General features: G+C 59.3%; 27 protein-coding genes and 1 tRNA gene. 25 read left to right on the forward strand and 3 right to left on the reverse strand.

Going from position 1 to position 22,248, the window contains the following annotated elements; all coding sequences use genetic code 11:
* The first annotated feature begins 12 nt into the window (after positions 1-12).
* The 16 genes from AB0O97_RS00725 (at position 13) to AB0O97_RS00800 (ending at position 13,995) form a co-directional block, all read left to right on the forward strand.
* Positions 13-1,464, forward strand: a complete 1,452-nt coding sequence (locus AB0O97_RS00725) for a phage portal protein (RefSeq protein ID WP_363878852.1) — start codon at positions 13-15, stop codon at positions 1,462-1,464.
* Positions 1,465-1,498: 34 nt separating this feature from the next.
* A complete protein-coding gene (locus AB0O97_RS00730) occupies positions 1,499-2,689 on the forward strand; it encodes a hypothetical protein (RefSeq protein WP_363878855.1) in 1,191 nt (396 codons plus the stop codon).
* 66 nt (positions 2,690-2,755) lie between these two features.
* Positions 2,756-3,439: a hypothetical protein gene (locus AB0O97_RS00735; protein ID WP_363878858.1), complete on the forward strand. Its 684-nt coding sequence runs from the start codon at positions 2,756-2,758 to the stop codon at positions 3,437-3,439.
* Positions 3,440-3,492: 53 nt separating this feature from the next.
* Positions 3,493-4,452 carry a major capsid protein gene (locus AB0O97_RS00740; protein WP_363878861.1) on the forward strand — a complete coding sequence of 320 codons (960 nt, stop codon included), beginning with the start codon at positions 3,493-3,495 and terminating at the stop codon, positions 4,450-4,452.
* A 43-nt stretch (positions 4,453-4,495) separates the two neighbouring features.
* On the forward strand, positions 4,496-4,765 hold the full coding sequence (locus AB0O97_RS00745) for a hypothetical protein (RefSeq protein ID WP_363878864.1): 270 nt from the start codon (positions 4,496-4,498) through the stop codon (positions 4,763-4,765).
* 15 nt (positions 4,766-4,780) lie between these two features.
* The gene (locus AB0O97_RS00750; protein ID WP_363878867.1) at positions 4,781-5,182 is read left to right on the forward strand and encodes a hypothetical protein; all 402 of its coding nucleotides are present in this window, start codon (positions 4,781-4,783) and stop codon (positions 5,180-5,182) included.
* A 2-nt stretch (positions 5,183-5,184) separates the two neighbouring features.
* Positions 5,185-5,613: a DUF6093 family protein gene (locus tag AB0O97_RS00755; protein WP_363878870.1), complete on the forward strand. Its 429-nt coding sequence runs from the start codon at positions 5,185-5,187 to the stop codon at positions 5,611-5,613.
* Positions 5,610-5,999 carry a hypothetical protein gene (locus AB0O97_RS00760; RefSeq protein ID WP_363878873.1) on the forward strand — a complete coding sequence of 130 codons (390 nt, stop codon included), beginning with the start codon at positions 5,610-5,612 and terminating at the stop codon, positions 5,997-5,999. The genes AB0O97_RS00755 and AB0O97_RS00760 overlap by 4 nt, the downstream gene beginning before the upstream one ends.
* Positions 5,996-6,406 (forward strand): hypothetical protein, encoded by a 411-nt coding sequence (locus AB0O97_RS00765; protein WP_363878875.1) that lies wholly within the window; start codon positions 5,996-5,998, stop codon positions 6,404-6,406. The genes AB0O97_RS00760 and AB0O97_RS00765 overlap by 4 nt, the downstream gene beginning before the upstream one ends.
* A gap of 69 nt (positions 6,407-6,475) precedes the next feature.
* A complete protein-coding gene (locus tag AB0O97_RS00770; protein ID WP_363878878.1) occupies positions 6,476-6,643 on the forward strand; it encodes a hypothetical protein in 168 nt (55 codons plus the stop codon).
* Positions 6,643-7,143 carry a hypothetical protein gene (locus AB0O97_RS00775; protein WP_363878881.1) on the forward strand — a complete coding sequence of 167 codons (501 nt, stop codon included), beginning with the start codon at positions 6,643-6,645 and terminating at the stop codon, positions 7,141-7,143. Before AB0O97_RS00770 ends, AB0O97_RS00775 begins: the two co-directional genes overlap by 1 nt.
* A gap of 93 nt (positions 7,144-7,236) precedes the next feature.
* On the forward strand, positions 7,237-7,770 hold the full coding sequence (locus AB0O97_RS00780; protein ID WP_363878884.1) for a hypothetical protein: 534 nt from the start codon (positions 7,237-7,239) through the stop codon (positions 7,768-7,770).
* A gap of 458 nt (positions 7,771-8,228) precedes the next feature.
* A complete protein-coding gene (locus AB0O97_RS00785) occupies positions 8,229-11,258 on the forward strand; it encodes a phage tail tape measure protein (protein WP_363878887.1) in 3,030 nt (1,009 codons plus the stop codon).
* Positions 11,255-12,043 (forward strand): hypothetical protein, encoded by a 789-nt coding sequence (locus AB0O97_RS00790; protein WP_363878890.1) that lies wholly within the window; start codon positions 11,255-11,257, stop codon positions 12,041-12,043. The genes AB0O97_RS00785 and AB0O97_RS00790 overlap by 4 nt, the downstream gene beginning before the upstream one ends.
* Positions 12,044-12,052: 9 nt before the next feature.
* Entirely contained in the window at positions 12,053-13,174 is a 1,122-nt protein-coding gene (locus AB0O97_RS00795; RefSeq protein WP_363878893.1) for a hypothetical protein, read from the forward strand.
* 2 nt (positions 13,175-13,176) lie between these two features.
* Positions 13,177-13,995 carry a hypothetical protein gene (locus AB0O97_RS00800; protein ID WP_363878895.1) on the forward strand — a complete coding sequence of 273 codons (819 nt, stop codon included), beginning with the start codon at positions 13,177-13,179 and terminating at the stop codon, positions 13,993-13,995.
* Between the two features lie 37 nt (positions 13,996-14,032).
* Here the strand turns inward: AB0O97_RS00800 and AB0O97_RS00805 are convergent, their stop codons facing one another.
* Entirely contained in the window at positions 14,033-14,188 is a 156-nt protein-coding gene (locus AB0O97_RS00805) for a hypothetical protein (protein WP_363878898.1), read from the reverse strand.
* A 103-nt stretch (positions 14,189-14,291) separates the two neighbouring features.
* Between AB0O97_RS00805 and AB0O97_RS00810 the strand changes: the two genes are divergently transcribed.
* From AB0O97_RS00810 to AB0O97_RS00840, 7 genes are read left to right on the forward strand one after another with little or no spacing between them, the layout of a single operon-like run.
* A complete protein-coding gene (locus AB0O97_RS00810) occupies positions 14,292-14,456 on the forward strand; it encodes a hypothetical protein (protein ID WP_363878901.1) in 165 nt (54 codons plus the stop codon).
* 59 nt (positions 14,457-14,515) lie between these two features.
* Positions 14,516-16,168: a hypothetical protein gene (locus AB0O97_RS00815; protein ID WP_363878904.1), complete on the forward strand. Its 1,653-nt coding sequence runs from the start codon at positions 14,516-14,518 to the stop codon at positions 16,166-16,168.
* Positions 16,169-16,171: 3 nt separating this feature from the next.
* Entirely contained in the window at positions 16,172-16,858 is a 687-nt protein-coding gene (locus AB0O97_RS00820) for a hypothetical protein (protein WP_363878907.1), read from the forward strand.
* A 36-nt stretch (positions 16,859-16,894) separates the two neighbouring features.
* Positions 16,895-17,239 (forward strand): hypothetical protein, encoded by a 345-nt coding sequence (locus AB0O97_RS00825; RefSeq protein WP_363878910.1) that lies wholly within the window; start codon positions 16,895-16,897, stop codon positions 17,237-17,239.
* A gap of 38 nt (positions 17,240-17,277) precedes the next feature.
* Positions 17,278-18,279, forward strand: coding sequence for a LysM peptidoglycan-binding domain-containing protein (locus tag AB0O97_RS00830; RefSeq protein ID WP_363878913.1), 1,002 nt, complete (start codon positions 17,278-17,280; stop codon positions 18,277-18,279).
* Positions 18,276-18,419 carry a hypothetical protein gene (locus AB0O97_RS00835; RefSeq protein ID WP_363878916.1) on the forward strand — a complete coding sequence of 48 codons (144 nt, stop codon included), beginning with the start codon at positions 18,276-18,278 and terminating at the stop codon, positions 18,417-18,419. The genes AB0O97_RS00830 and AB0O97_RS00835 overlap by 4 nt, the downstream gene beginning before the upstream one ends.
* Positions 18,420-18,740: a hypothetical protein gene (locus tag AB0O97_RS00840; protein ID WP_363878919.1), complete on the forward strand. Its 321-nt coding sequence runs from the start codon at positions 18,420-18,422 to the stop codon at positions 18,738-18,740.
* A gap of 718 nt (positions 18,741-19,458) precedes the next feature.
* Here AB0O97_RS00840 and AB0O97_RS00845 read toward each other — a convergent pair.
* Both AB0O97_RS00845 and AB0O97_RS00850 read right to left on the reverse strand, forming a co-directional pair.
* On the reverse strand, positions 19,459-19,722 hold the full coding sequence (locus tag AB0O97_RS00845; RefSeq protein ID WP_363878922.1) for a hypothetical protein: 264 nt from the start codon (positions 19,720-19,722) through the stop codon (positions 19,459-19,461).
* 11 nt (positions 19,723-19,733) lie between these two features.
* Positions 19,734-20,450 (reverse strand): hypothetical protein, encoded by a 717-nt coding sequence (locus tag AB0O97_RS00850; RefSeq protein ID WP_363878925.1) that lies wholly within the window; start codon positions 20,448-20,450, stop codon positions 19,734-19,736.
* Positions 20,451-20,626: 176 nt separating this feature from the next.
* Here AB0O97_RS00850 and AB0O97_RS00855 point away from each other — a divergent pair.
* Positions 20,627-20,714, forward strand: a tRNA-Ile gene (locus AB0O97_RS00855).
* A gap of 205 nt (positions 20,715-20,919) precedes the next feature.
* Positions 20,920-22,134, forward strand: coding sequence for an acyl-CoA dehydrogenase family protein (locus tag AB0O97_RS00860; RefSeq protein ID WP_363836583.1), 1,215 nt, complete (start codon positions 20,920-20,922; stop codon positions 22,132-22,134).
* The last annotated feature ends 114 nt before the right edge of the window (positions 22,135-22,248 follow it).

Here is a 22,248-nt window from a genome sequence, read left to right on the forward strand (position 1 = left end):
GGTGGTGGTCGCGTGCTTGATCAGGCAACGGCATTCGACTATTTGCAACGTGGGCTTGCTGGCATTGCCAAGCAGAGCGTGGGTTGGGACCGCCGGCAGGACTACCTTGAGGGCAGGCAGGATCTACCGTTTGCCCCTGAAGGTGTCAGTACCGAGTACATGGCTCTGCGGGAGCAAGCTCTGGCGAACTACCTAGGGTTGTGCATGGGCGCCCCTGTGCAGCGCATGCGGGCCGATGGATTCAAGACTGGTCGTGGCGGTGAAGCTGACCTGGTCACGTGGAACGAGGTGTGGCAGCCTAACAAGCTGGACTCTCGCCAAGGCATTGTGTACAAGCAGATGTTCGTTCACGGCCGCGGCATGATGTCGGTAACGGGCAACACCAAAAAGCCGAAGTCGCCAAAGATTCGTCCGGAGAACGCAAAGCGCGTGTGGATTGAACCTGATCCGGAGGACCCGTTCACACCATTATTCGCAGTCAAGAAGCTGGTTGTGGCAAGTCAGCCGCAGCAATCAGGGCTGATCCTCCCAGCCAGCCTGATTCGTCAATCAACCGAAGTCGCCTACGTCTACACAGATGAAGAGTGGATCAAGTTTGAGCGCGCGGGGATCATGGGAGCGTGGCAGATTGCCGAAGGGAAAACCCACTCACTCGGGGAGATTCCGTTTGTAGCCTTTGATTTCAACGTAGACGCAGACGGGAACCCGCGTGGCGCCATCACGGAGCTGATGCCACAACAGGACGCGGTCAACACCATCCGCTTCAACACGCTGCTGGCCATGCAATTTAGCGCGTACCGCCAGCGTATCTTCACCGGCTATGACCCTGTGGTCCGTGACAGCAAGGGCAACCCCCTGGTGAAGATGAAGGACGGCGTCCCGTTCCTTGACTCCAACGGGCAGCAAATCCCGTTGACACGCTCGCCGGGACGTATTGGCGTAGACCGGGCCTTGGTATTCCCTGGGGATCAGACGAAGGTCTATGACCTTGATGAGTCCAACCTGGATAACTACATCAAGTCCTTGGATCACTTCATCACAGCACTGTTTGCCACAGGGCAGATCCCGCCGCAATACGCGCTGAACAAAATGGCGAACACCTCCGGAGACGCCATGGCCGGCGCCGAGGCAACCTTCCAGTCCTTGATTCAGGATCTGCAAATCTCCGCTGGAGAATCAGTGGAGACGGTCATGAACCTTGCCGGTAACGCCAGGGGCGAAGGCGGCGGGGATCTCGCCGCCGAAGTGATTTGGGCCGATCCGGAGATCCGGAGCTTCGCGCAGATCGTGGATGGTATCGGCAAGCTCGTCACCTCAGGAATGTCGCGGGCCGACTCGTGGGCGATGCTCCCGAACGCGACACCGCCTCGGGTAGCCGAATGGGTGAAGAACTCCAACGCTGACCGGGCAGCCGCCGACGCCGAGATAAACGCATTGGCTGACAAGCTGGCGATCAATGCCTGAGTACTCCGCGACGATGGTCGCTCATGATGCAACGATGCGGCAACTCTCAGTCCTCGCGCTCGCCGTCGGCCGGCGATCATGGGGACAGGTCAGGGCCACTGACATTTCCGCGTCATGGGCGGACGCACTCGCTGGACTAGTACCCCTGATCACTGCCCTGCAGCTAAGGGCAGCAACAGAGGGTGCTGGGTATGTGGCGGATGCGCTCGCGGATCAAGGTTCTTACGTGCTGCCGGATGGATTTACTGATCCGCAGCAGTTCGCTGGCGTGGCCGCTGACGGCCGTTCCTTGGAGGGGTTGCTGTATTCCCCCGTGGTGGCTGCTAAGAACGCTGTGGCGGCTGGCATGGACGTGTCGTTGGCATTGGCAGTGGGTGGCCGGGGCCTAGATCGGATGGTTCAGACGACGATTGCCGACACAGGGCGGGCCGCGGCCAGCGTGGATATCACCTCGCGCATTTCTGTGGGCTGGGTTCGGATGCTGAACCCGCCGTCGTGCTCTCGCTGTGTGATCTTGGCGGGCAAGTGGTTCCGTTGGAATCAAGGTTTCCTGCGCCACCCCAAATGCGATTGCACTCATATCCCATCTGCCGAGGACAAAGCCGGTGATCTGACCACTGATCCTTACGAGTACTTCAAGTCCCTTGCTCCTGAGGAGCAGGCGAGGCACTTCACGCAAGCCGGGGCCGATGCCATCAATGATGGTGCTGACATGTTCCAGGTGGTGAACTCTCGTCGCGGCATGAACGCCGCGGGGATGAAGACCACTGAGGGTACGTCTAAGCGCGGTAACTTCTACAGCGATTCGGGCGGCAAGTCTGTCCGGTTGACTCCTGACGCCATTTACTCGCTCAACGGTGACAACCGAGCGGCGGCGTTGAAGGACTTGGAGAAGTACGGGTACATCCTCCCGGGCGGTCAAGACCCGCTGGGCTCCATTGTGGGACAGCGTGAGGGCTTCGGAGCGATGGGCCGTGGCGGTGCGAATGCCGGGGCACGGGCCGCTGTTCAGGACGCTCGTGCGACTGGAGTGCGGATTCCGAGCACGCGGGCAACGATGACTGCGGCGGAACGTCGGGTATTCGATGCCCGTCTCTCGTGGGACGCGGTGCGTGCCGGCCGGAACCCGCAGGGGCGTGGGCCGCTGACTCCGCAGATAGCGGCTCAGGTTGAGAAGAATTACCGTCGGTGGCTTTCCACTGGCGGTCAAGTCTTTGTCCAGTAGGGCGAAGCATCAACAACATGCCCGACGCACGATGCCGAGGGCAGCTACTCCGCGATGGAGGAACACATGAGCAAGTCAACTTTGATCGGTCCGCATGGGATCGATCTTCGGTCACCTGGTGGCATCGAGCAGCTGTTCGCTTTCAACCGCCGACTGTTCGGTAACGCTGTTATGCAGGACGACGGCGGGGCCGGGGCAGGTGGCGCTGCAGGTGCGGGTGCCGGGGCTCCTGCTGGTGGCGAAGGCGCTGGTGACGGTGCAGGTGCTGAAGGTGCGGCGGCTGGTGCTGGTGGCGCTGATGGTGACGAGCAGCTGGGGGAGGGCGGTAAGAAAGCCCTCGTTGCTGAGCGCGCTACAGCGGCAGCGCTCAAGGCTGCCAACGTCACGTTGCTTGCCGAGAACCAGAAGCTTAAGGACGCGACGCTGACGGAGGAGCAGAAGCGCGACGCCAAGCTTGCCTCCCTCGAGTCGGGGACCACAGAGCAGACGGTCACGATCGCCAGTCAAGCGTCCATGCTTCTGCGATACGAGATCGCGGAAGCCAAGGGTCTTGATCTGGCGGCAGCGAAACGCCTGGTGGGTTCAACTCGCGAGGAGTTGGAAAAGGACGCGGACGACTTCAAAACGAAGTTCGTGGCCCCCAGTACTTCGAACCTGATCCCGGGTGCTGGTGCGCGTGGCAGCTCCCAGATTGAAACATCCCCGGGCATGGGCACGCTGCGTGCCGGGTACGCCGAAACATCAAAGTAATCCCACCCGGAGGCGATAGCCTGCGGGCCATTTCAACGAAAGGATGAGCCACCATGGCTATCACTCTTGTCGAGGCAGCCAAGCTGTCTCAGAACACTCTTCAGAAGGGCGTCATTGAGACGTTCATCCAGGCGTCACCGATCCTTGACCGTATCCCGTTCTTGGAGATCGAGGGCAACGCTTACGCGTACAACTCCGAGGGCGCACTGCCGGGTGTGGAATTCCGTGCAGTCAACGGTTCCTACACCGAGTCAACTGGCACGGTAGTCCAGAAGTCCGAGACGCTGTCAATCCTCGGTGGCGACGCCGACGTGGACCGCTTCATCGTCAAGACCCGCGGGAACCTGAACGATCAGCGTGCCGTGCAGACGGCCATGAAGGTCAAGGCAGCGTCTTACAAGTTCCAGGACACCTTCTTCAACGGTGACGTGGCAGTAGATGTGAACTCCTACGACGGGCTCAAGAAGCGCCTGATCGGGAACCAGGTGCTCACGGCCGGCCCGAATGGTATCCCTGTGTTGGGCAATGGCACCACGGATACACATGCCTTCTTCGACCAGCTCGACGCCCTGGTGGGTGCCGTTCCCGGACTCGATGGCTCCAACGGCGCGATCTACACCAACGCCAGCTTGCTGGCCAAGATCAAGTCCGCTGGCCGACGCATCGGTGGATTCGAAATGGTCAAGGAGGACACGACCGGCAAGCGAGTCCTGATGTGGAACGGGATTCCGTTCCTCGACGCCGGCACCACGGCGGCAGGGGCTTTGATTCTGCCTCAGACCGAGACCGTTGGTACGGCCGTTGGTACGGCCGCATCGATCTACGCCGTGAAGTTTGGCAACGACGAAGGTGACCAGGCCGTGACTGGCCTGACCAACGGCGGCGTGCAGGTCGAAGACCTTGGCCAGCTCCAGGAGAAGCCCGCCTTCCGTACCCGCATCGAGTTCTACACCGGCGTGGCCACGTTCGGTGGCAAGGCTGCAGCTCGCTTGCAGGGCGTCCTCAACAGCTAGCCAGCAAGGGCAGCTGCACAACAACCTGAAAGGTGGTCCCGGCATGGCCGAGACAACGAAGAAACCAGCAGAACCCACCCCCGAGGAAATCGCCGCCGCCGAGGCGCTCGCTGCCGCTCAAGCAGCCGCGGCAGAGGCAGCTAAGGCTGAGGCGAAGACGGAAGCTGCAAAGCCTCCCTCGGGCGCTCGCGGTCGTGGTGGCAAGCCGAAGGTGCGGATGGAAACGTTCGAGGCCAAGCGTCCGGACGGCAAAGTGGTCACCATTGTCCGGAACATCGATACTGGCGAGCAAAACGCCACGGTCCAGGAATAGCAGGGGAGGGGCGCCATGGAGCCGATAGTCATTACTGCGCAGGACATCGAGAATGAATGGCGTCCTCTCAAGCCTCGCGAGTCCAACACGATTGCGAGTAAGTCAGCGACTGCTTGGACTCGGGTAGTCGCTGACACTGCGGACATTGTGGCCAAGCTGGAAGCGGCTCCCCAGCTGGTGGCCACAGCCACTGTGAAGTCCGTGATGGTCTCCATGATCATCCGGGTGTTGAAGAACCCGGACAGTGCGCGTCAGCAGTCCCGGGCAGTGGATGACTGGTCGAAGTCTCAGACTCTCGATACGAGCATCTCAACGGGTGAGATGTATGTCAGTGAGTACGAGCACGGGCTGCTGAATCCTAAGCCGGTGTCGGAAGCTCCGGAGTATGGGGCCTATGTTGTGTCGTTGGGAGGGTAGCTGTGGAGCTATTCGACCCTGACGATATTGACGAGGCCCGCGAGGACGCCGAGTCGGTCATGTTCGATACCTGTGTCATTGACCGTCCAGGCGTCCCGGTAACGGATGCTGCGGGCGTAGTCACGACACCCAAGACTCGGGTCTACCCGACGCCGGCCGAGATTGCGGACGGCAACCCAGGCCGATGCAAAGTCCAACAGACTATTGCCCAAGGCGGAGGGCCAGTGGCCGGCGGCCACGTTTTCATCGTCCAGGATGGCAGATTGGATCTTCCAGTTTCTGCAGGTCCCTTCGCAGTTGATGACGTAGCGACGCTGACTTCTTCTCTCAAGACCCCGCACCTGGTCGGCAATATCTACAGGATGGCTGAGGTTTATGAGAAGTCCTATCCTTCGGCCCAGCGAATCAGAGTGAAGCAGGTGACGGCATGAGCTTCGATATGGATATCTCTGAGGTTTCGGCCGTGGCTAACGGGTTGGGGCGGATCGCGGCACGGGCTCTTCCTGATGTTGATGCGGTCCTGAAGAAGGGGGCGCAGAACATCAAGGAGGGCATGGCCGCCGATGCCAGCGCCTCGCAGCACTTCGAACCGTTGGCGGGGTCCATCACCTATGACTCACGCTATGGGATGGGCCGGGCGCAGTACGAGATCGGCCCGGATAAGTCACTGCGAGGTGGCGCCCTGGGAAACATCTACTACTTCGGTACTTCACGTGGTGGCGGTTCCGGGGATCTGGACAAGCAGCTGAACCTTGAAGCGCCACGCACTTTGGAGTTTCTGGAACAGCTGCCGGGTCAGTGGGAGGACCAGCTGTGAAGGCGCTGACAGATGCGATGGTGGCGTTGCTGCCACCGGGCCTGAAGGTATACAGGGGCACGGTCCCGGCTGGGCCAGAGTTCCCTTACGTCCTTGTGTCAGCGAACATTCCAGACACCTTGGAGCGCTCGCAGGCTCGACGGCGGTTGTTGTCGGGGGCGCGGTTGCGGTGCACGGTTGTTGGCCTGTCTCTGGACGCGGTGCTGGCCATTGCGCCCCAAGTGCTGGATGCGTTGGACGGGGCTCGCATTGATCCTCCTGGTTGGGTGACAGGCTCCGTGCAGAACATCCCGAATGATCAGTGGGTGACTGAGGATACGGATGTGAAACTGCCACTCACGAACACTCACCCAATGTTTGCGGTGCTGGACTTTCTGGTGACGGGGTCAAGTTCCCCTCCGCCCTAGTGAATTTCGATGCTGTATCTCATGCCCTCTTGTGAGGGCTTTTTTATTGCCCAAAGCAAGGAGCCATACATGTTCGTTTGGGTTCGTGACCGGGCGACCGGGCACAGATTCGACGTGCCGGAGACGGATTCTCGTATCCGTGACGGCGTGTTCGTCCTAGTGAAAGACAAGCGTTACCCCGCATCAGTGGTGGCGCGCCGACCAAAGCATTGCATCAACCACAAGAAGGAGTCGTAATGACTGAAATTCCCAGTACCCCGGCAGACGGCAACGCGCTTGTGTTGCTTGTATCAACGTTCGCTGATGCGAACGAGCCGAAGTTGACAGAGACGGCATCCGCCGTGGACATCTCCTGCTACCTGACGGTGTCCGGTTGGAAGCCTTCACTGGCGGAGCAGGTCACCACCGATGAGCGCATGTGCTCCACGGAGACGTTCGAGCAGCCTGGTCGTTCCACGAACTCTCTGGAAGTCGAATACATCGACAACACGAATTCGGAGAACGACACCGAGTTCAACAAGGCAAAGGACACGCTGGTGCCGCATGCGCCGCAGTTCGTCCTGATCCGCACAGGCAAGCCATACGCAACGCCGCTGGCATCTACGGACAAGGTCAAGATCTACCCGATCAAGCCGGGCCAGTACAACGAACTTCCCCCGGAAGCTAACTCCGTGTTGAAGATCGGGCAGAAGTTGTTCGTGACTGGCCCCGTTTCTCGCGTCGCAATGGTCGCTTAGCCGGCCCCATGTTCTACCTGCCTGCCAGTGTCTTGTGGGAGCGCTGGCAGGCAGGTATCCCACTTCCCACACACAGTCTTTAGGAGTATCACCATGGCATTGAAGTTGAAGCGTCCGCAGAAGAACGTTGACCTGTGCCTAGATGGCACCCTGCGTTCCGCCTGGCAAGAAGCCGACGCACGTCTGGCGCTCCTGCGTAAGCAGCGATTCGGTGACGACAGACTCAACAGCCCGGTGAAGGCACTGGCCCAAGAGGTCATCGATCTGCAAGAGCAGATGAAAGCCGAGACCGTCACCTTCACGATCCAAGGCCTCCCACGTACCGAGTGGGCGGACCTGATCACGGAGAACCCGGAACGTGACGACACTCCCACCGACAAGTCCTACGGCTTCAACGCCACAGCAGTCGCTGGCAAATCAATCCCTGCCTCAATCGTCAGCGCCACGCAGAACGGGGAGCCTGTCGAATTCAACGCAGCCACCGACTGGGATGCGCTCGCGGATGAGATGACTGATCAGCAGTATGAAGAGTTCTTCATTGCGGTTCTCAATGTGAATCGAGGCAGGCTGGACATCCCTTTTTCCACAAACGCATCGCTGGAGATGCGACCCTCCGCGGAGAGCTAGAAACCGCTCAAAGCCTCGGTATCAGTCTTAAGCGATTCCTTGGTTGGGAGCCCACCACGTACTTCGGCTATGACGATGTCGGACGCCTGGTCGCCTCTAAGCCTGAAGTTGAGTGGGACGAGACCCAGCAGAACTACATGCTGGCGCTCGCTGACTACAGGGCGAGTTTGTGTCCTGTTTGTGGGGGGCCGGTGGGGGAGTGCACGGCGCCTGAGAATGAGCGAAAGTTCAGGACTGAGCTACCCACGCGATGCCATCGCCAGACGGCGACCCTCGTTGCTCAAGAGGGAACGGCCACGAGCAACTACCCAGGGGCGTTGATGTACCGGACATCGCTGGTCGAATAGCGCTCCGAGGTGCCGGTGTAAAGCCGTTGTGAGATTCCACCGCCTCGCTGGCCAATGCCGCGAATTCATCTTCTTCCGTCGTTGTGGCGGGCATATTGCGAGGAGGCCTTCATGGCTGACCGGTCTATTACTGTGCGCTTGGGCGCGAACGTGCAAGGGTTCATGACCGGGATGCGGACGGCGGAGCAAGCGGCGCGGGACTTTGGGCGCCGGGCTGAGGGGTATGTGGAGCGTCATGGCGCATCCATGGAGGCCACGGGTCGGACTGCGATGTTGATGGGTGGAACCATTGTTGCCGGCGTTGGGTTGGCGATCGCCAAGTATGCCGAGTTTGACCAGGCAATGTCTGAGGTCAAGGCGTCTACGCATGAGACCACGGGCAACATGGACTTGCTGCGCGAGGCGGCCATTGTTGCGGGTGCTGATACGGCGTTCTCGGCAAAGGAGGCAGCGCAGGGCATCGATGAGCTGGCTAAGGCTGGTGTCTCGACAAAGGATGTGCTCGCTGGCGGTTTGACTGGTGCGTTGTCTTTGGCTGCGGCTGGGTCTTTGGGTGTGGGTGAGGCTGCGGAAATCGCGGCCACCGCGCTGACACAGTTCAAATTGTCCGGGCAGGATATTCCGCATGTTGCTGATTTGTTGGCGGCTGGCGCGGGTAAGGCGCAGGGCTCTGTGTCCGACATGGGCGCGGCTCTCAAGCAGGCTGGCCTGGTGGCGTCGTCCACTGGTCTCTCGATTGAGGAAACCACAGGCGGGCTCGCTGCTTTCGCTTCGGCCGGCCTCGTGGGGTCCGACGCGGGAACTAGCTTCAAGTCAATGCTGCAGCGGCTGACGCCTCAGTCGAAGGAAGCCCAGAAGCAGATGGACGCTCTTGGGTTGAGCGCCTACGACTCCCAGGGTGAGTTCATTGGCCTCGCTGCCTACTCGGGCAAGCTGCAGAACTCCATGAAGGATCTGGACTCAGAGTCCCGCAATGCTGCGATGGGCGTCATGTTCGGTTCTGATGCTGTGCGGGCCGCGAACGTGCTCTACGAGCAGGGTGCCACTGGTGTGCAGGGATGGATTGACGCCGTCAATGAAACCGGGTTCGCTGCCCAGACGGCTGCCATCAAGCAGGACAACCTGGCTGGCGATCTTGAGAAGCTCGGCGGCTCCTTCGATACCGTGTTGATCAAGGGTGGTGAGGGTGCCGCCCAGTCTCTGCGTGGAGTTGTCCAGAGCGCTGAGGATCTTGTGGACATGATGGGCAAAATTCCCAAGCCTGTCATGGATACCGGCATGGCCATGGCCGCTACGGTGGGCGGCGTGGCGCTGCTGGCTGGCGGCTTCCTGAAAATGGTTCCGGCCCTGGTCGGTACTGTGCAGAACTTCCGTGGCGTTTTCCGTGAAGGGTCTCGAATTCCCGGAGTCATGGGCCGAGTGGGTAAGGGCGTAGGAATTGCTACGGCCGCTCTGCTGGCCTTCGAGATTTTCAATGCCGTCGCTTACCAGAAGCGGATCATCGGCTTGGAAGAAATGACTTCAGCCCTACTCAAAGTAGCGAACGCGGCTGACGGTAGTGCGACTGGTCTCGATGCTGTTTTCTCTGACTTCGGAAAGTTCGCTGGCAAAGACATTGCCCCGGACGTAAACAGCGTTGCCGACGCCATTGAGCGCATCACCAATCCAGAGTCTGCCGATGGAATCGACAGGTGGGCTGATGCGGCGTTCGGATGGACGGGGCTTGCTAAGTCTGAGACGACTCAGGTTGATGATCGTCTCAAGCAGGTTGGCGATTCGATGGGGGCTCTGGCTAAGAACGGCGGCATGGACGCTGCAGCCAAGTCCTTCAATGCTTTGTCTGAGGAGTTTGTGAAGAACGGGTCCGATGCCCAGGATGCACTCGACCACTTGCCCGGGTATGAGGAAGCGCTGCGGGGTATTGGGAACGCGGCCGGCCTGTCCTTGGATCCGTTCGAGTTGCTTGAGCTGGCGGCCGGAAAGATCCCGGCTCGCCTGGCGAAAGTGCAGGCAGCACAGGAACAGACCGCCGCGTCAACCGAGGAAGCCGCCAAGCAGTCAGAAGTCTTATCGGCTGAGCTGGAAGATCTTGGCGTATCTGCCCAGGGCGCGATCACGAACCTGGATGACTTCACAAAGTCACTAGTATCAGCGGGTCTTCTGACCCTGTCTTCAAGAGACGCAGCACGTGGCTACCAGGAAACATTGGACTCCTTCAGTGAAACCCTCGCCAAGAACGGGCAGAACCTCGACATCAACACGGCAGCCGGCCGTGAAAATGAGGCAGCCATCGATGCCATCGCCAAGGCAGGCATCGCCTCAGCCCAAACAATCGCCCAAGACACGGAAGCCTACGCCAGCAACACCGAGGCCCAAGCAGCTGTCCAAGAGGCGCTGAAGAACACCTACACAGACATGGTCAACGCCTACATGGCCATGGGGAAAGGCAAAGACGAAGCAATCGCCCTGACCCGTGAAACGTTGAAAGTCCCCAAAGACGTCAAGATCGAGACGTGGATGGCCGACGCAGCCAGGGCCGAAGCCGAGAAGACAAAAGCCGCACTCGACAACATCCCCCGGCGAGTCGAAATTGACTACGTCAACACCACAACAAACCGTGTCATCAACATGGCCGCTGAGAACCACATTGCAGAGGGCCCCGGCGGACGAGGCGGACTCACCCAAGGCGGATACACAGGCGGCCTCGTCGGCTCCCTAGCCGGCCTCGCAGGTGGCGGAAAAGTACCAGGAGTCGCACCACGCAACTCACACGGAGACAACGTCCTCGCAATGATCAACGGAAAACCATTCGGACTCCGCTCCGAAGAATGGGTCATCAACGAACCACAATCCAAGAAGAACGACCACTGGCTCAAAGCAATCAACGACGGACTCGACATAGACGACATGCTCGGCGCTCGCGGATTTGCGGCGCCTGCGAAGGCTACGGGGTCGGGCTACTCGGCGCCCATGACCCGGGTGGCCAACACGGGCAGTGCTGGGTCCAGTAGCGGCAGTGGTGGTGGCGACATCAACCTTGGTGGCATCACTATCTATGGTGCTACCGATGCGGCCGCGGTTGCCCGTGCGGTGGAGGACAAGATCACCTACAAGTTCCAGAAGGCGGGGGTGAGGATTTGAGCCGCGAGAGCATCATGCTTGACGGGTTGGAGTTCGCCGGGCGTACCCGTTACGGGACGTGCAGCGCCCGGCTGGACGGCTGGATGGGGCGCCCGAAATCGAAGGGTGCCTCGTCTAGCCGGGCGACATCGCATGGCAGCGTCTCTTTGCCGAAGTTCAACGACACGCGCATCGTCACCGTGACGGGGTTGATGGAGGCTAAGTCGCACGATGACCTGCATGAGTGGATGGACCGTGTCAACGGGCTACTGCTGGGCTCCGGCCCGGTGGTGGGTGATCAGCTTGGCGGCGGTCGCCTCATCGTGGCTGGGCATGGCAGCACGCGGTGGGCTGACGTGAAGTGGGATGACGGCACCGAAATGGAATCGATCACGGACACGCTGGCCTCGTACCAGCTGCGGTTGGAAGCGGTCGACTCGAACAAGTACGGGGAGACGCGATCCTTCACAATCCCGTCCGGCGGCTCACTGGTAACCACCTTCCAGCGCGGGAACGCTTCGGCATACCCGGTGGTCGTGGTCAGCGGCAGCATGCCTGGCGGGTACGAGTTCGCCACGGCGGGCGGCACAACATTCCGGGTTACCCGTGCGCTGACGTCGGGCACACCGCACACCATCGACATGCGCAACGGCTCCCTGAAAGTCGGGTCCAGTTACGTGTCACTGGGGGTGGCTGAGGCTGGCATTTATCGGATCTTCCAAGCAGCCCAAGTCCCCGTGCGACTCACGGCAATCACAACCGGCAGTGGCACAGCCACAGCCTATGTCACCGACACGTACAGCTAGGAGGCCCTTTTGATAGTCGAAGAGAGGGTCTGGATTTGTGACACGATCACAGGCGCAAAGATCGGGCTGCTGCCCTCCGATGACATGACCTGGGCGCGGGTCCTAAACGGGGGCGCTGGCGGCTCAACCACAGTCCTGGTCAATGATCCTGACGTTCCCAAGTTCATCAAACCGCGGGATATCAAAGAAGTGCAGCACACCCTCGTCTATGAGGCAGACAAGAAGGTTGTAGCGGCCGGGATCATCACCAGCACGGACTATGACAAGGACGCCGGAACACTCACCCTCGGCCACGATGACCTGTGGTGGTTGCTGGCATTGCGTTTGGCCATTGATCACGGGCCGAATAACTCTGAGAAGACGATCCTGTCTTGGACGGGATTGTCTCTGGGAACTATTATCAAGCGGCTCTTGCAGGAGGCTGTCTGGCCGGACAGGTCTTGGTACGCGCTGCCGCTGGCACTACCCGCCGATGTGTCTGGGGCTGAGGCGCGGAAGTACTTCGGGTATTCGTACCAGTACATTGCTGATGCTATCCGTGAGCTGATGGAGGTTGATGGTGGGCCGGATGTGGACTTTGAGCCGCGCTGGTCTACCAGTGACCGCCTCGAGTACAACGTTCGCATGGGTGAGGGCATGACATCGGGCAAGGTATGGGAGATCAACCTTGACGCTCCGGAGTCGCCTGTGTCCGGGGTGAAGCGCAAGACGACCACTGACCGGATGACGACCAACGCGTACTCATTGGGCGAAGGTTCCGAGAAGAACATGCTCGTACGGTCCCACCCAAATCTGGATCCGGCCATCCCGGCCATGGAGCGCACCGAGCCTTACAAGACGGTGAAGGTCGCGGAGACTTTGTCCAAGCACGCACAGGAACGCATCCGGGCTTTGTCGCGGCCGACCGAGCAATGGTCCATGGACATCTTCAAAGACGGAGCGAATCAAGACAGCGTCGTCACCTTGGCCATGCCCCGCGTGTCAGACCTTCGCCTGGGCGATCAGATCCGTATTTACTCCACAGCGGACCCTGTCTTACCGGTGGGGTGGACGACGCTGCGGCTGATCCAATTCTCCGGCAGCCTGAGCTCACCTGACGTTTCTCTCCAATTCCAGCAGATAGGGGCATGACCATGGGCATCATCCATAACCTGGACAGCAGTCAGCTCCAAGACATCCTGCGCCGCCTCCGTCAGCTTGAAGCCGGATCCCCCATGAACAACTCCGCGATCGGATCCGGCGGCATCGAGGTGTACGACGGCGGCACAATCAACGTCAGCAATGGCTCAATCATCGTCAACGGTTCACTCACTGGCGGTGGGTCGTTCGGCTGGCAGGGTTCATTCAACCAGTCCGGCACAACCACTTTCAGCGGGGCCCTGACGATTGCCGGTCCCACTGGGATCACAGGCGCGTTGACCATTCAGGGAACAACATCTGTGACTGGCGCCTTCACGGTCACGGGGCCAACCAAGTTGAACGGAGTCACAGATGTTGGCGGGGCATTCACCGTCACTGGTGACACGAAGCTCAACGGCAAGACGGACGTTGGCGGCGCGTTCACTGTGACAGGTCTAACCAAACTGCAGGGCAACACCACCGTATCGGGCACACTCGACGTAACCGGTGCGATGGCCACCAAGGGCACACTCTCCGTCGAAGGTGTGACCACACTCAAGAACGATCTGAACGTGACCACAGGCGGGAAGATCAAGGTTGGTGCCCTTACGATTGAGCCAATCGCAGGGGGTCAGTTGAACTTCACAGGCGGGGCAATCAGCCGCAGCACCACATTCGGGATGCTCATCAACGACGCCATCGCCGTTGAACTAGCAGCCCCGGTAGTCAAATTCAACGGTCCCAATATCCAGATCCCGAATCTTCCATCCACCACCTCAGCGGCCAATGTGTACTACGACGCGACCAGTAAACGCCTCTACTACAAGGCGTAATCCGTGCAGTGGACCTACACGGATTTTCAAGGAGATGTCAGTCGTACCTGTTCCACATCCGAGCGTTAGCTTCATCCGTCGCAATCAGTGCGGCAGCGGCGGCGAGCCGATATGCGCTGACGGGCTCAGGTTGAGCCAGCGCCCATTTTTCGAGCTTGTCGGCGACGTTTTTGATGTCTTTTTCTTCTGGCAATTTCTGACCCCAACTATGACATGCGTGAAATGGCGGCGCGACACCCTGTCGCACCGTCACATCCTATACAACTTCTAACGATGTTGAGACCTGAGGAGCAACCATGAACCCCGACATTGAAGCGATCCACCAAGCAGTTCATGCCGAGTACAAGCAGCGTCTCGCTGATGCTGAGTGGGACGCAGTCGTGCAACGAGCCAACGTGAAAGAGCGTGAGGCACAGATTACCAAGCTCACCGCGCTACTCGACACGGCCACCACACCCTAGCCCCGACCAACTTTGACCGCCTGACATGGGCGGTTTTTTCATGCCCTCAGGAGGCGCACATGGCTACTGCCACAATGACCGGAACACTGCGGGATTTCTCTCGCGGCTCTATGTCCGGGAAGCAGGTCCGGATCGGCTTCTTCCCCTCGGACGTGGGCACGCGTGGCGGATACATTTTCCCGACAGATCCGCGTTGGGCGATCCCTGACAGCTCAGGGCTTTTCTCTATCGACCTTGAGGTGACGGCTGGGCTTGTTCCGCAGGTTTGGTACAACATCAAGATTGAGTGGCTCGATACTGGCGGGAATTACCAGTCGTTAGACACTCCGGATTGGGTGCTTGTCGTTCCTAGTAATGGTGGCACCGTCTCGGACAACATCGCCGAAGTGAAGCCGGACCGGATCATTACCAAGGGCGACCCTGGCGATGCTTCGGAAGTGACGGTGGCTGCGGCCATTGAGGCGGCCAAGAAGACTATCGGGCTATCCGACTTGTTGGGTGCGGATGATCCTGGTGCCCTGCGCATTGCGCCTGACGAGGTGAACTATGCGATCGCACTGACAGATGATGCCGGGTATGTTGCTGCCGGTGCGACCGCTGACGGTGACTTCAATCTAGAATCCCAGCTGCTAGTGCAGGGTGAGACAGGAATGGCGTTTCGTCCGGCTGATGCACCGGGCTGGCAGCACGTGTTCACCGATAAGGAAGGCTATCTTGCCCTCGGCATCACAGACAGTGGGACGGTCGTCATCCCTGACGGCAACTTCGCGGGTGGAGTCACGTCCCTACAGGCGGCCAATGATGCGCTCGGGTATACGCGTTCCAGCAGGCTCCGAGTGGCCTGCGTGGGCGACTCCCTCACGCGGGGCTTTGACAACGTTTCTGGTAACTGGACCCAAGGCGAATCGTGGCCGGGCGTTCTGCAAACACTGGTCACATCCGGGGTGACGGTTTTCAACCGTGCCATTGCTGGGTGGGCTACTGATGAGATCGGTATCCTACTCGGCGCGATTCCCCTGCCTCTCGCGGTAGCCGGTGGAAGCATCCCAGCATCGGGTCCCGTATCGGTCACCACGAGCGCATCTATTGGCTGGGTGCCCGGTAGCGCCCGCTCCTTGCCGGGATCTCTTGCAGGCATTCCGGGCACAGTGGACCGCACCACAGGCGGGGCCATGACGTTTACCCGCACCACAGCGGGGTCCGCCACGGCAGCCCCAGGCATCGTGGCTCTGGCCCCTAGTTGGGATGTGCACCAGCTTGACACGCTGATCCTGTTCCTTGGCCGCAATGATGTCACGTACGGCATCACAGGCGGGGACGGCAACGTCATCGACCACGTGGTGAACTCCACGAAGAAGATTGTCGACCACCTGTCAGTGGACTTGAAGGCAGTCATTGTCGTGGGAACGATCACCAAGACCACGGAAACAACCGGAACCGGAAATTACGTCCTCGTAACGGCCATCAACGACCAGCTCAAGGAACTCTACGGGCCCCGGTTTCTGGACATTCGCCACTACCTGGTCACACAAGCCATCTACGACCAGGGCATCACTCCAACCACGGATGACTTGGCCGCGATGGCTGGGGACACGTGGCCGTCGTCCATCGCCGCTCCGGGTGATGGCGGCACCCACTACAACAAGGCCACAGCCCGACTGCTCGCTGAGAAACAATTCGCGCCTTACCTGACCACGAGAGGATGGGTATAACCCATGCCCGCAAAAGTTATTTCTGGCCTCACCTCCTACGGTGACACGACCCGGCCCCGCATCAACCTCAGCTACACCCGGCCCCTAGCTGGAGCCGTTGTTGACTTTGCCGCTGACAACCTCCCCTTGGGCCCGTTGCCGGTCTGGTACGACCTCATCAACGGATTGGCAGCACCCACCCGAGCAAACTACACACAGCCCACGGTTGTGGATGACGGCGCTAACGGCAGGGTCGTGCGCTTCAATGGCACCTCAGACGCCATGCTGGCCAAGGTAGTGACCCCTCAGCCCATGACCATGGTCCTGGTAGGCAGGATTCGTGTACTGAACCCGACCACCTACCTCAAAACAGGTGGCGCCACACTTGGCACCAACTCGACCAGCAACTGGCTCGCATTCGCCGGAACAGGCGGTGCATACGGGCCTCCCGGGCTGCTAGCTAACACGAACCAGCACATACTCGTTGCCTCGTTCAATGGAAACAGCTCGGCGTTGAGTGTGGACGGAAACGACCGCGCAGGTCAGGCGGCTGGAACAAACGGCAGCTCCCTGATCGGATTCGGAACTGATCCCAACTCGACCGCGTTCATGGCCATCGACATCAACCGATTCGCCATACTGCCCTACGCCGCAACCCAAGCCCAGCGAGACGCCCTCTACCAGACCCTCGCAGCAAGGTACGGATCATGACCGGGATCTGGCCAACCCTCCCTAGGGTGGTGACGGATGCCTGACTGGCTCCCGTATCTGATAACAACCGTGATCGGCATGCTGATCGGCGCGGTCATCTGGCTTATCAAAGTGTTTTGGCCGTTCGTGAGGAAGGTCAGTCACTTTGTGGATGACGTGGCCGGCGAACCCGACCGACCCGGGGTGCCCGGGCGGCCGGGACTCATGGAGCGTGTAGCTCACATTGAGCATGAGGTGAAGACCAATCATGGATCCAGTCTCAAGGACGCCGTCAAACGCATCGAAGAAGTTCAAGAAGGCCAATCCGCCAAGATCAAAGATCTTCACGAGCGGTATACGCGGCCACGAGACCGCACTGCAGAACCACCACAAGCCACCTGACCGGGTGGCTTTTTCTATGCCCTCTGGAAGGGGACAGCATGACTCTCAACGGAATTGACATCAGCCGCTATCAGGCGGGCATCGACCTGAAAACCGTGCCAGCCGACTTCGTCATCATCGGGACCTCCGATGGTAGCTTCGTGAACCCTGAGGCTGACAAGCAGTACCAAGCCGCTGTGGCAGCCGGCAAGGAAGTAGGTGTTTACCATTACTTCCGCAATGACCCGATCACCGAGGCCCGGTTCTGGGCTGGGATCACCAAGGGGTACCAGGACGGCAAGACCGTGTTCTTCACGGACGCCGAGACTGATCACCCGAACATGGTGGCTTTGTCCAAGCAGTTCAGTGACGAGTTCCTGCGCTTGACCGGGGTCCGCCCAGTGACCTACACCTACTGGCACTTGCTGGCCAAGTACAACTGGCAGTCGCACGTCGATGCGAACATCGGCTTGTGGGGCGCTTGGTACCCGCTGCTGAACCAGCCTGCCGGATACACCATCCCTGATCGACAGTCTCCGCCGTATTGGGGCGAGAGCATGATGGCGTGGCAGTACACCTCAGCCGGTCGCCTTCCTGGCTGGAATGGTGACCTTGACCTGAATGTCTTCTACGGCGACAAGGCAGCGTGGCGCAAGTACGCCGCAAAGAACGGTGTCGTGACCGCACCGCCGTCCGCGGTGAAGCCCAAGCCCGCTCCTGTGAAGCCCGCCCCTGCGCCTACCAAGCCTGCTACGTCCGGCACGTACACCATCAAGGCTGGGGACTCGCTGTCGGGGATCGCTGCCCGGTACGGGACGACCTACACGGAGCTTGCCCGCATCAACGGCATCTCCAACCCGGACCGGATCAACGCAGGCCAGGTCATCAAGGTCACGGGCGGCGCGGCACCCGCGAAGCCCGCGACGTACACTGTGCGGGCCGGCGACAGCCTGTCCAGCATCGCCGACGCGAATGGCACCACGTGGCAGAAGCTCGCGCAGATCAATGGTCTGGCGAATCCGGATTACATCCAGGCCGGCCAGACGCTTCGCCTCCGATGAGTGCCAAGCCCAACATGCTCGTAGTGGCGGGGGCCCTCGTGGTCCCGGCCGCCGCGGTGTGGGCCGCCCTCATCTACATCTGTAATACCCTCGTGGCCGGCGCCGCCGTCGTACTCGACATCTTCTCAAGGAGCCTCTGAATGGAACACCTCGACACTCTCTCCACCGTCATCCTGGCACTGCTCACCGTGGCGTCCCCGCTGGCGATCTCCCGCGCCAAGAATGAATCTTGGACCAAGAGCGTCAAGGTGGGTGTCCCGATCCTCGTGTCCACCGTTCTCGCCCTTGCCTATCTCTTCCTGACGGGCAGCATCACCCAGGGCATGGACGTGATCACCATGATCCTGATGGTCTACGGCGCACAACAGCTCGCGTACACCACGATCATGCGCTGGTACTCGACCATCCTTGAACAACGCGGCCAGCCCGCCGCTGACGATGGACCCGACCACCGAGCCTGAACATCGCATAAAGAAGCGCCCCACCTAGTTCCTTCACGGAGCCGGGTGGGGCGCTTTTTTATTGGCGGATCTAGTTATCTAGAGCGACATCGACGTCGGACCAAACATGACTCCCGCCGCAGGCGTCGCACCCGCTGCTGTTGTTGGACATCGAGGCGCTCTGGAAGGATATTGCATCCATCCCTACCCCTGTTGGTACATACTTGTCGGTCACTGGACATTTCATAATTACGCTACTCATGTCCGCAGCTTACCGCCCGGGCCTCACCCTGACTAGGCGCGAACCTCGGGAACAGGCCGGCTCACGCAGCGACTGCGCTCATGGATCGGCACGTCCATGTTTCCCGGTCTTGACCCAAGACCAGCTCAAAGGTGACCAGCGGGCTCCTTACGTTGTGGCCTATGCGGGCTTGCACCTGCCACACCTGCACGTCCACGAGTCGCGGGATTCTTCTGGCCGTCTTCCACCAATCCACGCGCTCAAACCAACCGACCGGCTTCACTCCGACGTTCCAGGTACGCCCGTCGCGCACGAAGGAAACCGGCCCCGACTCACACATCATTACTTCCATACTGGCCATGATTGGCACAATACGGGCAGGTACCGACAAGCATTGTCTATTGCCAAACGGGGAAGTCTCCTGGACAAATAAAAGCAGCTCCCCTTCTGTGTCCTGACGGAGACAGAAGGGGAGCTGCTTTGATTTTGGGAGAAGGGCTAAGCGACAGCGAAACCGCTGAGTGCGTCCTTGACCATCTTCACTGATTCGCCGGTGAAGTAGTTGGCGTGCGTGACTTTGACTGTTTCGATCGAGTCGGAGCCGACCAGAACGATGTCGATCGCATGGGAGTCTCTGTAGATCTGCTCCATCTCGCCATACTTTTGTGTAGCTGCATGTGAATCAGTGCCGAAGCTTTTCTGTTCAATGAGCTTGTTGGTCCGGTGGTCGAACACCAGTAGGAAGTGTTGAATTGCACTCATGGTTGGTCCTTTCAGGCTTCATTAGAAGCGTCGAGGTACTCAATGACCTCATTCCTAAGTGTATGCATCCTGTCAAGCTGGCTCTGTGAGACGGTGACGCCGGTCTCTGAAAGTGCTGCATGCTCTGACATTAATCGCAGGAAGTCCTGAATCAGGTGGCCTCCGTCTTGTTTGAAGTTCTCACCAGCGACACCCGAAAAAGCTTCAACTAGGACGGCCCAACTATGCATCGCTTCAGTGCGCAACTGGATCTCGATCTGGAAGCCGTTCTCTTTGACAATCATATGAACTGCCCGATAGCCAGAATCTCTAGGCGATTCGATGTAGTCCTTGACGTGCCCAAGATTGTCACCCCAAGAACGCCTTACCTCTTCTTCCACAAGACGCAGGTGGGGGAGTGTTTCCACCACCATTCGGCAGCCTCCGATATCCTGCATTCGCGAAAGATCGAGACCAGATTCTCTGGTGAGCTTATCCAGAATTGTCGCAAGCTTCTTTAGTCGCTGGGTGACTTGCTGAGATGGCTCCCCCTGCATGTTTAGTGCTTCATGGATTCGTCTCAGCTCTGTCTGCACGACGACAAGGGGTTCGGAGAACTGGGCGCGAAACCCAATGACTGTCTTCAGTGCTTCATCGAACTGTTCAGGAGTGCACTCGCCAGTCTTAAATCTACGTAGGTTGCTTCCTGCTCTACGTACAGCAGATTTAGCGGGCGGGGTTGCAGTCATGCGCTGATGTTATCAAAGCTGCAGTTGGTGGACTGGCGCTAGATCAAACTGACTACTCGGAGAGTTGGCAAGAACTTGGGTGCTATCAGAATTTTGGTGGTCGTTTTGGTGGTCGTTGGTGTCGGTTCCTGCAGGTATGGGGCGGTTGGCGGGGGTGGAAGTTCCGCGTGTTCTGGCGGGTGCCTGACGTGATGCGGTGTGGGGCGGGCGGGCAGGCTTGGACTCATAATCCTAAGGTCCTCGGTTCAAGTCCGAGTGGCCCTACATGTAGAGCCGCAGGTCAGAGACTCTTTCGGGAGGAACTGGCCTGCGGCTTTTTCGTTTTGGTGAGAGTTTTGGCCGCTAACCCAGAGTTTTGGTGGGAATCTCGGCTCTGACGCCGCCTCCGTGTTGCCTGTGCCACATCAGATACGGTAAGTTACTCATCAGTAACAAGTTTGGTTTTCCGCCGAACAGCTGGTGTTTACCGATGAGAACAAGCAAAGGAATTTCCGTGCCCAAGGCTGCAGTAGATATTAACAACCTCCCCTACGCCGATGGTGACTTCTATGGATTTGAGCAGCTGCTCTCCGAGAAGGAACGCGGACGCTTGCAGGAACTCCGTGAATTCTTGGCCAAGGAAGTCAAGCCGATTGCCACAGACTGCTGGAACCGCGGTGAATTCCCCATGGAGATCATCCCCAAGTTGGCCCAGTTTGACATGATGAGTCCCGTTCACCGCCAGGGATATTCAAGCCTCTTTGCTGGATTGGCGCATGCAGAATTCACCCGCGCCGACGCCTCGATTGCAACGTTCATGGGCGTCCATGACGGACTGTTCACTGGCTCAATTGAAGCGCTGGCCTCCGAAGAGCAAAAAGCTGCTTGGCTTCCGGACATTTACGCATTGAAGAAAATTGGCGCGTTCGGACTGACCGAACCCCTGGGTGGGTCTGATGTGGCCGGCGGAACCCGAACCACTGCTGTGCGTGACGGCGACAACTGGATCCTCAACGGCGCCAAGCGCTGGATCGGCAACGCTACGTTCTCCGACTGGGTAGTCATTTACGCTCGCGACGTGGCCGATAACCAGGTCAAGGCCTTCATGGTGGACACCACGCTCGAGGGCTACAGTGCCACGAAGATCGAAAATAAGACGGCATTGCGCACCGTCCAGAACGCAGACATTGTTCTAGAGAACGTGGTGGTCCCGCACGATTTCAAGCTGGCTGGTGGCAACAGCTTCCGCGATACCAATAAGGTTCTCAAGGTCACCCGTCTGGCCGTTGCATGGCAGGCAGTCGGTCAGCAGCTGGCCGCCTTTGATGTGACCCGCCGCTACGCCATTGAACGCGAACAATTTGGCCGCCCCATCGCTTCCTTCCAGATGGTGCAGGATCAGCTGGTGAAGATGTTGGGCAACATTGTCGCTTCCACCGGCATGATGGTCCGGCTCTCACAGCTGGAAGACCTTGGTCAGGCTAAAGACGAGCAATCTGCACTCGCCAAAGCCTTCACCACGGCACGCATGCGCGAGACGGTTGCGATGGGTCGCAGCCTCTTCGGCGGCAATGGCATTGTTACCGACTACGAAATCGCCAAGATCTTCGCAGACTCCGAGGCCATCTACTCCTACGAAGGCACCTACGAGATCAACACGTTGGTTGCCGGACGCGCCATCACCGGAATCTCCGCCATCGTATAGCCCGACGGCAGTGTTTATGCGAATTAAATAGAACGCAGAAATAGAACGTAGATGAGTATGGCGCCAGTGAGCAACTGGCGCCATACTCATCTACGTTCCAGTGCGTAAGGAGCC

Source organism: Specibacter sp. NPDC078692, from assembly GCF_040686835.1.
In the GTDB taxonomy this organism is placed as follows: domain Bacteria; phylum Actinomycetota; class Actinomycetes; order Actinomycetales; family Micrococcaceae; genus Specibacter.